The sequence below is a fragment of the Paenibacillus konkukensis genome, assembly GCF_023523925.1.
GTDB classification, from domain to species: domain Bacteria; phylum Bacillota; class Bacilli; order Paenibacillales; family NBRC-103111; genus Paenibacillus_S; species Paenibacillus_S doosanensis.
Genome location: NZ_CP027059.1, coordinates 1,188,724 through 1,202,334, shown reverse-complemented (window position 1 = coordinate 1,202,334; position 13,611 = coordinate 1,188,724). Strand labels below are relative to the sequence as shown.

Here is a 13,611-nt window from a genome sequence, read left to right as displayed (position 1 = left end):
GCTGGCAATCGAAGAATTCCGGGAGGAGCAAGTATATGAACAACAAGTATAAGCATTCAAAGAAAATGGCGGCAGGAATTATCGCTTTATCCGTGCTGGTCGCAAGTCCCGTCTATGCGGCGGATACCGTGACCAAAACGAGCGCAACAAGCAGTACGACAACGGCCTTTACCGACGTAAGCAGCGATCATTGGGCTATCAAGCATATTACGAAGCTGGCGGCGCTTGGAATTATCCAAGGGGTGGATAAGGGCAAATTCAGCCCGGATACGCAGGTATCCCGGCAGGATGTCGTCATTATGGCGATCCGAATGATGGGTCTTGAGAACGAAGCGCTGAAGAACAAGAGCGAGACGATTCTTCCGGTGACCGTAGACAGCTACGCCAAGCCTTATATTGCTTACGCATTCGATAAAGGGCTGATAACCGTCGACGAAGAAGCCGATACGAACGGCTCCGGCAGCGCCGGCTCCAAAGCTTCCGGCTCGGATAACGCCAAATCCAAAACCGCTTGGGGTTCAAGCCCGGCCAGCCGGGAATGGGTCTGTAAGCTGGTTATCCGCGCCATCGACAAGCAGGATTTGGCCGACAAGAAAAGCGCCGATTCTTCGATATTCCAGGATGCCAAGGACATGTCTTCATGGGCCGTCGGTTATATCAACGCGGCGGTTAGCCTTGAAATCGTAAACGGTGTGGACGATAACAATTTCGATCCGAAAGGCAACGTGACGAGAGCGCAAATGGCGACCTTCCTCAGCCGTGCGGACAAGGAGCTTACGACGCATTCGGAGCGCGTGGCGATCGGGTATATGATGGATTTGAAAGACCGCAAGATTACCGTGATGGATAAGCAGGGTAAAACGAGCGAATATACGCTGGCGTCGGATACGGTATTCTACAAGGGCGATTCGCGGATTCCTTCCAGCGATATTAAAGAAACGAATGAAGTCTATGTCATTCAGGATAGAGGAACGGCTTCCTACATAGAGCTTACTAACGATACGGAGCAAATGGAGACGTATGAGGGGACGCTGGAGCAACTCTACGTATCCAAAATGATGGTTTCCGTCTCTCAAGGAGGAACCGAGGATCTGAAGGATCTGGCGGAAAACGTGACGGTTACCGATAGTGACGGCCGAGGGCTGAGCTTAAGCTCGATACCGGTCGGAAGCATTATCCAATTGAAGCGGAATCTTCTTATTCCTAATTCCAAATATTCGAAAATTGTTGTGAAACAGGTGCCGATCAGCAAGACGTCGGAGGGAACGATCGTCAGCATCGATGCGGATCAAAATACGATCACGTTCCTGGAGAAAACATCCGGAGAAAACGAATCGTTCCCGATTAGCGTCAAGCTGGCGGTTACGCTTCCGGGGAATGCGACAGGGGATTTATCCAAGCTGAGAGTCGGCGACATCGTTTCTTATGACATTAAAAACAATCAAATTACCGGCGTGAAGGTGAGCAAGCAGGCCGATATCGGCAGCGCCGTGGAAGGAACGCTGACCAGCGTCAGCGACGACAAGAAAATATTGACGATCAACAAGCCGGACAATACCCTCGGTGCTTTTTATATCGACGATAATGCCGTTGTCTCGATCGACGGATTGGGAACGGCGGGCTTCTTCGATTTGGAGCTGGGCGACAAGCTGAAGCTGGATCTGGTCAATGAGAAGGTTGTGAAAGTGACGGTCACAAGCCGTGGCGTTACACAGCTGTCCTTCGCCAGAATCGTCAACTACGATGCGGAAAACAAGCTGTTGACCGTTACGGACGAGAACGGAACTCCTTATGCCTATAAAATGACGGAGACGACAGGCATCAGCTATTGGGACGCGCCGATGAATTTGGACGACTTCACCAGCAAGTTCACGAAAACCAAAGGAACCAAGGTCGATCTGAAAGTGTCCAAGGACAAAGTCGTAAGCATCAAATATGCCAAAGACGCGGAAGGTGCGGTATCTCAGGTTAACGCGTCGACGGGCCAAATTACGATCCGTACGGCAGGCGGGCAAAACGTAACCTTCGGCATTACGGCGAGCGTCCCGGTCGAGACGCTGGCTATCGCCAATGCGACGATCAGCGACGTGAAGATCGGCGACAACATTGTAGGTTCATTGAACCGCGACCAAGATACGATTATGTCGATCGCGATTAAGAAAACGGCGGTTTATAAAACGCAAATTACCGATAACAAAGAGCGTCAGGTCAGCGTGAAAGATTCGAGCGGCGGGAAGCTTACATTCGTCATCGATAACAACGACAAAATATTGAATCCGGGCAAAGCGACCCACAGCTTCGAAGATATTGCGATCGACGAGTATATGAAAGTAGCGTATACGGGCAAAAAGCTGGAAAGCGTAGAGCTGCTTACCGCGAATCGCGGTAAAGTGACTGCCGTCGACACGGCTTCGGGAACCATTACGGTTCAAGATTATACTGCGGGCGTTCAGACCATTACCGTAGGCAAGCAGTTCTCCGTGAATATTGGAGGCGCCGCATCGGCTGATCTCGCTTCGGTGAAGGTCAACGATCGAGTTGAAGTGGTCAAGGGCGATCAGACCATTATTACGGTAGCTGCGGCGAGCAAGCGTAAAGTGCAGGCTTATGATTCCGTATTGAATCTGATGCAGCTTAAAGCGGGCGTGTCCGGGGATAAAACGACCTATACTTTGTATTCCAAAGCTTATTTGCATCAGGGCGCATCGGCCGTAGCCGCGGGAAGCTTCGCCGAAAATGACGATGTGACGATTTACGTGCTCGACGATAAAATTTACGAGATGGAAAAATAATAGAGTAAAGAGCGAAAAGTGAAGTAACTTTTATTGCAAAAGCGCCGTCTAAAGGGGAGAAGCTGCATTTCTGCCGTTTAGACGGCTTTTGTATCTCAAGAACTATATTTTTTTATGAAATTTCGTGAAAAGTTCGTATTTTGTCGGATGAAGTCATTGATTCCTGACGCTTGATTCGTTAAACTGAAGTTTATACTACTAGAAAGAGGTAGCTTGTCACTATGAACAAGAAGCAGGTTCGGGAAGTATTGAATACGATAGCGGAGATGTTCCCGGATGCTCATTGCGAGCTCAATCATACGAATCCCTTTGAGCTGACGATAGCCGTATTGTTATCTGCGCAATGTACGGATGAGACGGTCAACAAAGTAACTGCTTCCTTGTTTCAAAAGTACAAGCGTCCCGAAGACTATCTTGCCGTTCCAGTAGAAGAATTGGAGCAGGATATTCGTCGAATCGGGTTATTCCGCAATAAAGCCAAAAACATTCAAGCGCTGTGCGCGATGTTGTTGGACAAGTACGGCGGCGAAGTTCCCAAGCTTCACGAACAGCTGGTCGAGCTTCCGGGCGTAGGTCGCAAGACGGCCAATGTCGTTGTGTCCAACGCTTTTGGCGTCCCCGCTATCGCAGTGGATACTCACGTAGAGCGCGTATCCAAGCGGTTGGGAATGGCGAACCTGAAGGATTCCGTCCTGGAAGTCGAGAAAAAGCTTATGAAGCTGGTTCCCCGGGAGGAATGGACGGATACGCATCATCGGCTTATTTTTTTCGGGCGTTATCATTGCAAAGCGCAAAATCCGCAATGCGGCGGCTGTCCTTTGGCCGCAACGTGCCGTGAAGGAAAAAAACGTATGAAATCCGGTAGTCGTAGGAAACCTATACAGTAGCAATCTTTACCACAGCAAAAAGATAAGGATGGGATTATCATGAAATGTATTTCGGTATATACCAACGATTTTGAAGTGTTCTCCGATATTTACGAGAAAGTATTGAATACGCCTCTGGCGGAAAATGAAGAGAAGCAAGTCGAGGGCGTTACGGTGATGGAATCGGGAGATGTGCCCGACAATTACATAGACCGTATGAAAACAAAGCCCGAGGTTGTCGTTATGAAAGTGCGGGATAAGGACATTACGATTTTGCAGCACCGCAATTTGTTCGAAATTTTTATCCCCGTGAATGAAAGTGTGGTACACTAAAAGCCGAAGCAATTCGGTTTTTTTTGTTGTTCCAGAGCATGAGAATAGATACGGGGAGATTGGGATGAGCAACTTGACGGTTATTGGGGAAACGATGGAAAGCGCCATTCGTACACTGCTTCAGCAGGTGGAGCGGGAGCAGGACGGCGGCAATGCGAAAAAATTAAAACAGCTGCTGCAAAAAGCGGAAAGCGGCGGCTTCTATATTGCGTTCTGCGGACATTTCTCGGCAGGCAAATCGAGCTTGATCAACAAGCTGTGCGGCCATCAGCTGCTGCCTTCGAGCCCGATTCCGACGAGCGCGAATATTGTCAGCATCAGCAACGGCGAGTCCGGAGCGCAAGTCGCTCACAGAACCGAAAACGAAGGAGAAGCGCCGAAGGTGCAATCCGTGCCGCTCAGCGAGCTGGCCGCCTATTGCAAAAACGGCGAAGATATCGAAACGGTTAATCTCCGTTATCCGATTCCTTTTCTTGGCGATCACGCTTCGCTGCTCGATACGCCGGGAATCGATTCGACGGACGACGCGCATCAGCTGGCGACGGAATCCGCGCTGCATTTGGCCGATGTCGTCTTCTATGTGATGGATTACAATCACGTTCAGTCGGAAATTAACTTTGCTTTTACGAAAAAGATGAAAGAGTGGGGCAAACCTCTCTATTTGCTGATCAATCAGGTCGACAAACACCGGGATCAGGAGCTGTCGTTCGAAGATTATCAGGCGGGAGTCCGCGAAGCGTTCGCCAACTGGCATATTCAGCCTGACGGCATCGTCTATACGTCGGTGAAGGCGCCGGATCATCCGCACAGCGAATGGGGCAAGCTGGATTGGCTGCTGCGCCGTCTGATCGAGGAGCGCGGGCCGCTCGCCGCGCTGAGTCTGGGGCAATCGGCGCAGCATTTGGCCGCGGCGCATGCCGGGAAGATGGCCGAACGCAATGAGTCGGCCAAAGAGGAGCTGCGCGCCCGTCTGGCCGCCGACGAGGAGGCCGAGTCGGCGCAGCGGCAGCAGGCGGAGCTGAGCCGGGCGCTGACGGACGGCGAAGCGAAGCCGGAGGCGCTGCGTGCGGCGCTGCGCAAGGAAACGGGGGGAATATTGGATAACGCCAATATTACCCCTGCCGTAACGCGCGATCTCGCGCACGATTATTTGCAAAGCCGGAAGCCCGGCTTCAAGGTCGGTTTCTTCGCCGGCGCGGCGAAGACGGCGAAGGAAGTGGAACGGCGTCTGCTTGCGTTCCATGCGGATTTTGCCGGGCAAGTGGCGACGCAGATCGAGCGTCATCTGCAGCAGGCGCTTGCCAAAGGCATGGAGGCGGAGGCGGGGCCTCTGCTTGCGCCCGAGCGGATTCGCGAAGCCGCGGAACGGCTTCATCTGGAAGTTGCGCCCGGCTGGCTGGCCGAGCAGGTGAATGAGGCCGCCGGGTTCGGAGGCGACTATACGCTCAACTATACGAAGCAGCTCGCCGGCGAGGTGAAGCTGCAGTACCGCAAGCTCGCGTTCGAGCTGATCGACGAGCTGACGGCGGCTCTTGCGGCCGCGCAGGAGCCTCAGCTCCGCGAGCTGCGCGAGCGGCTCGCCGCGCTCGAAGGCCGCCTCGGCAGCCTGCGCGAGCTCGAGCGCCTCGCCGCCGCGGAGGCGGCCTACGCCGCGCAGCTGGCGGCGCCGCTCGCCGCGCTGCAGGCGCCTGCGCCAGCGCTGCCGGACCCGGCGGCGTCCGGCCCCGCAGGCGCGCCCGCGGCTTCCGCGGCAGCGCAGCCGGCCGCGACCGGCGGCTCCGGCGCCGCCCGCGAGGCGCTCGCGGCCGTAGCCGCGGCGGCGGGCCGCGGGGCCCGCGCGGGCGCTGCGGCGCTGGCGCAGGGCGGGCGTCGCGCCCGGCTGCGCGAAGCGGCGGCCCGGCTGGCCGCCGGGGCCGGCGAGCTCGCCGGCTTGGCGCCGCTCGCGAGCATCTGCCGCTCCTTGCAGGAGAAGGCGGAGCGGCTGGAGCGGAGCCGCTTCACGATCGCGCTGTTCGGCGCGTTCAGCGCGGGCAAATCGTCGTTCGCCAACGCCTTGATCGGCGAACGGGTGCTTCCGGTGTCGCCGAATCCGACGACGGCGGCGATCAACAAGATCATGCCGCCGGAGCCGGAGAACGGCTGGCCGCACGGCACGGCGAAGGTCGTGCTGAAGAGCATGGACCGGCTGACCGACGACATCCGTTACTCGCTGGAGGTGCTCGGCATCGCCGTCTCCGGTCTGGACGACAGCCTGGCGGCGATACGCCGCTTGTCGGCCGATCAGGTGTCGGCCAAGGGCAAGCCGCATTACACGTTCCTGAAGGCCGTAGAACGCGGCTGGCCCGAGATGAAGCCGCATATCGGCGGCGAGCTGCGCGTCGATGCGGAGCAGTTCGGCCAATACGCCGCCGATGAGGCGAAATCGTGCTTCGTCGATCTGATCGAACTCTATTATTCCAATCCGTTAACCGATCAAGGCATCGTTCTGGTCGACACGCCGGGAGCGGATTCGATTAACGCCCGCCATACGGGGGTTGCTTTTAATTACATCAAAAATGCGGACGCGATTTTATTCGTCACTTATTATAATCATGCGTTTTCCCATGCGGATAAAGAATTTCTGCTGCAGCTCGGACGGGTGAAGGACAGCTTTGAGCTGGATAAAATGTTCTTCATCGTCAACGCCGCCGATCTGGCTTCCTCCTCGGAGGAGCTGGACGGGGTGGTAGCCCATGTGGAGAGCAATTTGCAGCAGCACGGCATCCGTCATCCGCGCATTTATCCGCTGTCCAGCTATTATGCGCTCGAAGCCAAGCTGGCCGGCGACGAGGAGACGGTGCAGGCGTCGGGCATCGCCTCCTTCGAGCAGGACTTCGTCCGCTTCTCGCTGGAGGAGCTGACCGAAATCGCAGTTCGCTCCGGGCAGAGCGATCTGGTGCGCGCCGCGGACGTGCTTAAGGACTGGATCGCAAGCGCCCAGTCGGACGAGAGCGAGCGGCTGAACAAGGCGTCGGCGATCCGCCAATCATTCGGCGAAGCGGTCCGGATGCTGCAAGATCTATCCACGGAACCGGAGGAGCGGGAGCTGCGCAAGGAGATCGAGGAGCTGCTGTATTATGTCAAGCAGCGCGTCACGTTCCGGTTCGGCGAGCTGTTCAATCTGGCATTCAACCCTGCTGTGTTCCGCGAGGAAGGCAAGGATGCGAGAGCGCTGGTGCAGTCCGCTTGGGACGATTTGCGCCGGATGATTTCCTTCGACTTGTCGCAGGAAATTTTGGCTACGACGCTGCGGGTCGAGAATGCGATCAACCAGACGGCCAAAAAGCGCAGAGAGCAGTGGCTGCATGCGCTGGGCGCGGACTTGTCCGGCTTCCGCCCGTCGGCTTACGAAGCGCAATCGTTCCGGACGCCGGAGGTGTCGGGGACATTCAACGCCCAGGAAGCCGTTACCGTCAAATGGCTTGCCGGCTTTTACAAGAATGCCAAGCATTTCTTCGAGGGCAGCGGCAAGCAGTCGATGCGTACGGAGCTGGAGGCGCGCATTAACGAGCCGCTAGCCGTCTATGTGCAGCAGCAGACCGACCGGCTGGAAGCGGAATACCGCGAGCAGCTGCAAGCGTGGTACCGCGCGTTGGCGGGCCGGATGCAGGAGGAGCTGGGCGAATACGCCGACGGGCAGCTCGCCGCGCTGGAGATGAAGATCGATATAGGGGAGCTGGAAGCGAAGCACGGCAAGCTGCTGGGCTACCTTTCCTAGCGGCCGGCTGCAGTTAGACACGGTCCGGCGGGTAATCGGAGGGCGGAGCGCGTCACCAATCGGAGGCGCGCCATCCGCCGTCCATGCTCTGCCTCTTTACAAACTTCGATTTTCGCCCCGCGGAAGGGGCGGAAAGATTTTTTTCAAGCAAAGATTACCTGGCTTTTCAGGCTGATTCAAGGCCGGTTTATCCCTGGGAACCGGCCGTTTTTAGCGGTTTTATTGAAAGGGTTTACATATGGCGAGATTTGGCATTAAATACGTGATATAGGTGGATTGTGCTGCCATTTTGTGAAGAAACGCGCTTATTTCTCCCTTTAAGGAGAATTATGCCATCGGGTATTGTTGCCGCCCCTTAGGGATGATGTTAATATTCAAAAAAAGCGAACGCTTTCGAACGCGGCTTTGGCTGCTTCGGAAGCCATTTTTGCTTAAGCGGCCTTTTTTGGGGCTGCAAGTTCACTGGAGGGGGTCACCATGGAAGTCTTTAGGCAACTGAAGGAGTTTTACTGGTCGGAGAAAAAGTATTTGTTCGCATCGATTTTCTCGCTGATGACCGCAACGGCGCTGGGACTGGTTTATCCGAACCTGCTGCGCTACCTGATCGACGATGTGATTTCGAAAAACAATTTTTCCGTGGTGCCTTATCTGTCATTACTGGTCGTAGGGGTGGTAAGCTGCAAAGCGTTTTTCCAGTTTTTGCATGGGGTGATGAGCGGCAAGCTCGGCAACAAAACCGCATTCAATTTGCGGAACGCATTGTACAAGAAATTGCAGTATTTGTCGTTCCAGTATTACGACAAAGCGCGCACGGGCGACCTGATGTCCCGTTTGACCGCGGATTTGCAGGCGGTAAGGGATTTTATAGGGTTCGGCTTCGTGCAAATCTTAAACGTTTTCATGATGTTCATTTTCGGCACGATCATGATGATGACCATCAACTGGAAGCTGACGCTGATTACGATGGTATTTATGCCGTTTCTCGTCTTTACGGCGATTCGCTTCGAAAGCAAGATTCATCCGGCATTCCGTTCGATCCGCAAATCGATGAGCTCGATGACGACCTCGGTTCAGGAAAATATTACGGGGGTGCGCACGGTCAAATCGTTCGCCCGCGAGCCGTTCGAGATCGGCAAGTTTTCCGAGCGCAACGAGGATTACAAGGTCAATAACGTGACGACATCCGGCATTTGGGCGCGTTACTTTCCGCTCATGGAGCTGTTCGCGAACCTCAGCGTCGTCATTCTGCTCGGCATCGGCGGCTACATGGTCATTAACGATGCGATTTCGCTGGGCGAACTGGTTGCCTGTTTCAGCTTGATTTGGTATATTATCGGCCCGCTCTGGGGCATCGGCTTCCATATTAATAACTTTACCCAGTCGAAGGCGGCCGGCGAGCGGATGCTCGAAGTTTTGCATCAATACGTGCATGTAAAGGATAAAGACAACGCGATAGCGCTGACGAGCGAACAGGTCCAGGGGCATGTGAAGTTCAACGATGTGACGTTCGCATACACGGATAAACAACCGGCTCTGCATCATTTCCAGCTGGATGCTCCCGCAGGATCGGTGATCGGGCTGCTCGGCGGCACCGGTTCCGGCAAGTCGACGGTGATTCAGCTGCTGCTGCGCGCCTATAACGTGAAGGAAGGCTCGATCGAAATCGACGGCAGAGATATCCGCGACGTGACGCTGGAAAGCCTGCGCAATCAGATGGCGATCGTCTTCCAAGAGACGTTCTTGTTCTCTTCGACGATTCGCAACAATATCGCTTACGGCGTGAAGGACATCTCGACGGACGACATCGTTAACGCCGCCAAGCTGGCCAAAGCGCATGATTTTATTATGGAGCTGCCGCTCGGCTACGACACGATCGTGGGCGAAAGAGGCATGGGGCTCTCCGGCGGCCAGAAGCAGCGGATTGCAATCGCCCGCGCCCTGCTCAAAAACCCGAAAATTTTAATTCTCGACGACGCGACAAGCGCGGTCGACATGGAGACGGAGCATGAAATCCAGCAAGGCTTCCAAGAGGTTATGAAAGGGAGAACGACGTTCATTATCGCCCACCGGATTTCTTCGCTGCGCCATGCGGACGAAATCATCGTGCTCGACGAAGGGCGGATCGTGCAAAGAGGCACGCATGATCAGTTAATGCGGCAGGAAGGGCCGTATCTGGAAACGTACAAAATTCAATTCGCCGACCAGCCGGACGCGGATGCGGACGGAGGCGCGGAAGCCGCATTCAAGCCGCACCGGGCGACCGATCAGGTAGCTGCAGCTGGTCACATCAAAGCAGGGGGGTTCGCACAGTGAGCAAGTCGGCTACAACCGAAACGGGGCAGGAAAACAAGGAAGCCTCGCAGTCCGGGAAGCGCTTCGTTTATCAGGACGATGAAGTGTTGGACAAAGAATTCGATTGGGGACAGGTGAAGCGGCTCAGCCGCTACATGAAGCCTTATGCCAAGCAAATCTTGCCGGTCATCGTTACGATGATGATTGTCGGCGCGTTAACGAAGCTGCTCAACCCGCTGCTCATCGCCTACGCGATCGACCATGCGCTGAAGGAAGGCAACAGCCGTCTTCTTATGCAATGCGTAGGCGGCATGCTGGCGCTCTATTTGATCCAATGGGCCGCCAACAATTACCGCATCCGCTATACGAACACGATAGGCCAAAAGGTCATCTACGATCTGCGCCATGATTTGTTCAGCCATATTCAGACGCTGTCGTTCAAATTTTTTGACAAGCGGCCGGCCGGCTCGATCCTCGTCCGGATTACGAACTACGTCAATTCGCTGCAGGATCTGTTCACCAACGGCGTCGTCAACCTGCTGATCGATTGCGTTCAACTGGTCGGAATTGTTCTTATCCTATTATTTTACAACATTAAGCTGGGTACCGCCATCATCGTCACCGTGCCGATCATGTTCGTCATTTCGACGAAGCTGCGCTTACATATCCGGCGCGCCTGGCAGGTGGTGCAGACGAAGCAGTCGCGCATCAACGCGCATCTGAACGAATGTATCCAAGGCATCAAGGTTACGCAGGCGTTTACCCAGGAGAAAGAGAATATCGCCTTCTTCGACGAGATGAACATGGATAACCACAAATCGTGGAACAGAGCCTCTACGCTGAACCAATCGTTCAACCCGATCATCGAAGTGACGGGAGCTATCGGCTACTGTATCTTGTTCTGGTTCGGTGCGCATCTCATTCAGCAGCAGGAAATCACCGTAGGCTTGCTCGTCGCGTTCGCGACGTATATCGGCCACTTCTGGGAGCCGATTAACCGTCTCGGGCAAATGTACTCGCAAATGCTGATCGCGATGGCATCCTCCGAACGTATCTTCGAGTTTATCGACGAGCGGCCGAATGTGGCGGAGGCGGACAATGCGAAGCCGCTGCCTCCGGTGCGGGGCGATATTGAGCTGAAGCAGGTGAAGTTCGAGTATGAGCCTGGCAGACTTGCGCTCAAGGGCATCGATATGAGCGTGAAGGCAGGGCAGTCCATCGCCTTGGTCGGTCACACGGGGTCGGGCAAAAGCACGATTATTAACCTGCTATGCCGGTTTTACGACATAACGAGCGGAACCATCACGATAGACGGCCACGATATCCGCGACGTGTCGATCCCGAGCCTGCGCTCCCAGGTCGGCATCGTGCTGCAGGATACGTTTATCTTCTCCGGCACGATCCGCGATAATATCCGTTTCGGGCGGCTGGACGCCACGGACGAGGAGATTGAATTCGCCGCCAAGGCGGTGCGGGCGCATGATTTTATCGTTAATTTGCCGCAAGGCTACGATACGGAAGTTCAGGAGCGCGGCAACGTGCTGTCGATGGGCCAAAGGCAGTTGATCTCGTTCGCTCGCGCCCTGCTGGCCGATCCGCGCGTTCTCATTCTCGACGAAGCGACGGCGAGCATCGATACGGAAACGGAGCTCAAAATTCAGGAAGCGCTCAAGACGCTGCTGGCGGGCCGGACGTCGTTCATTATCGCTCACAGGCTCTCGACGATCCGCAGCGCCGACAACATCGTCGTGCTGGATCACGGCAATATAATGGAGCAGGGCAACCACGAGGAACTGATGCGTCAGAAGGGGATTTATTACGGCTTGATTCAAGCGCAGTATCGATTCTTGCGGGAAGTAAGCTAAATAGAGCGAAGCAGCGAAGGAGGGCGCCCGGCGGCGTCCTTTTTTCGCATATTCGCATATTCCAAAGAATCCCATTTCAACAGCGATTGAAGGATCAAATGGACGCCGCAGCGGACTTTTTCACCACCCTTTTAAGAGGAGCGTGAAAAATATCGAGGCGGCAAACACGCGCAGCGAGCGGGCATCAGCCCGGACTGAAGCGGGCTTGGCTTGACGGGGCGCTATCGTTCCATGGACAAATCGGGTGATAATCGGGGACGAGAAGGAATACGATAGAAAGGTGGGCTTTGACAACGGCTTGACAAACGGGAGGTACAAGTGGATTACATAATAGGCTGGAAAAAGGACAAATGGTTGGTCGTCTGCTGCTGTATGATGACGGTGCTCGTTCTGCTCCTCTCCTCTGGTTATGTATACATGACGATGCATAAAGTAACCCGCTATCAAGTGTTTGCAGGAACGGAATTGATCGGCGCAGTTAGCGACAAGACGGTAGTGAGTGATTGGCTGAAGAAGAAGCGGGAAGAGGCCGCGACGATGTATCCGACGGTGCAGACCGGCCTGCTGATCGATCCGATTCATTATTTGGAGCAGCGGGAATACAAGGCGGCGTTCGACAACGAGCAGGTACTGCGCGCGCTGGAGAGTAAAGTCAAGATTCAGACAAAAGGGGTGCAAGTCGTCATTGACGGTCAGCCGCTCGGTTATGTTAAGGACGCCGCGGCGGTGAACCGGTTATTTGACCTGTACAAAAGCAAGTATGTGCAGCAGGCGGAAGAACAGGACGGTTTGCTGCTGAAGTCGGTAGAATTCGTACAGCAAATACAGCTTGTTACCAAAGAGCTGAAACCAGGCGATATCGACGATAACGGCGAGCTGCTGAAGCGGATCGAAACCGGGGGCGTCCAGCCGGTGCAGTATATCGTGCAGCGGGGCGACTGCATCTCCTGTATCGCCTATAAGTTTCATATTAGCCAAAAAACGATATATGACAACAATCCGTCGATTAAGAGTACGGTCATCCGTGTCGGGGACGTGTTGAATTTGACGGTGCTGCAGCCTCTCTTGACGGTCAAAACGGTGACGGAACGGGCGGAAACCGTCGAGGTGCCTTACGATACGCAATATATCGACGATCCCGAGATGAAGGCCGGAAACAAGGAAACCGTAACTGACGGGGAAAGCGGCCTGAAGGAAGTCCATTACTTGACGACGCGGATCAACGGGGAACTGGTCGACGAAGCGCGCTCCGATGAAGCGCTGCTCAAGCCGGCGAAGCAGGCGGTCGTGAGGAAGGGCACGAAGGTGATTCCCGGGGTAGGAACGGGCGTTTTCGCATGGCCGGTATACCGGGCGAAGCTGACCAGCGAATACGGACGGCGGTGGGGTTCTTTCCATCCGGGTACGGATATGGTCTCCGAGCAATCGGGCATCCTGGCGTCCGATCACGGCAAAGTCGCGTTTGCCGGCTGGAAGACGGGATACGGCAATTGTGTCATCATCGACCATCAAAACGGTTATAGCACGTTGTACGGGCATATGAGCAAAATTGTTGCCGCCGAAGGCGAGCTTGTCCAAAAAGGCGAAAAAATCGGCATTATGGGCCAGACGGGGAATGCCACCGGCGTTCACCTGCATTTTGAGGTGCGCAAAGGGGAGAAGCAGCTGAATCCGCTCACTTATTTGGCGAAGGCCGACGATTAGAT

At 54.9% G+C, this 13,611-nt stretch carries 7 protein-coding genes; all 7 read left to right on the top strand.

Annotation, left to right across the window (positions count from 1 at the left end):
- The first annotated feature begins 35 nt into the window (after positions 1-35).
- Positions 36-2,792 (top strand): S-layer homology domain-containing protein, encoded by a 2,757-nt coding sequence (locus SK3146_RS05155; protein ID WP_249864072.1) that lies wholly within the window; start codon positions 36-38, stop codon positions 2,790-2,792.
- A gap of 221 nt (positions 2,793-3,013) precedes the next feature.
- Positions 3,014-3,679: an endonuclease III gene (gene nth / locus SK3146_RS05150; RefSeq protein WP_249864071.1), complete on the top strand. Its 666-nt coding sequence runs from the start codon at positions 3,014-3,016 to the stop codon at positions 3,677-3,679.
- Between the two features lie 39 nt (positions 3,680-3,718).
- Entirely contained in the window at positions 3,719-3,991 is a 273-nt protein-coding gene (locus SK3146_RS05145; RefSeq protein ID WP_249864070.1) for an NAD/NADP transhydrogenase alpha subunit, read from the top strand.
- Between the two features lie 64 nt (positions 3,992-4,055).
- Positions 4,056-7,748 (top strand): dynamin family protein, encoded by a 3,693-nt coding sequence (locus SK3146_RS05140; protein ID WP_249864069.1) that lies wholly within the window; start codon positions 4,056-4,058, stop codon positions 7,746-7,748.
- A 477-nt stretch (positions 7,749-8,225) separates the two neighbouring features.
- The gene (locus SK3146_RS05135) at positions 8,226-10,061 is read left to right on the top strand and encodes an ABC transporter ATP-binding protein (RefSeq protein WP_249864068.1); all 1,836 of its coding nucleotides are present in this window, start codon (positions 8,226-8,228) and stop codon (positions 10,059-10,061) included.
- Positions 10,058-11,905 (top strand): ABC transporter ATP-binding protein, encoded by a 1,848-nt coding sequence (locus SK3146_RS05130; RefSeq protein ID WP_249864067.1) that lies wholly within the window; start codon positions 10,058-10,060, stop codon positions 11,903-11,905. Before SK3146_RS05135 ends, SK3146_RS05130 begins: the two co-directional genes overlap by 4 nt.
- A 318-nt stretch (positions 11,906-12,223) precedes the next feature.
- Entirely contained in the window at positions 12,224-13,609 is a 1,386-nt protein-coding gene (locus tag SK3146_RS05125; protein WP_249864066.1) for a M23 family metallopeptidase, read from the top strand.
- The last annotated feature ends 2 nt before the right edge of the window (positions 13,610-13,611 follow it).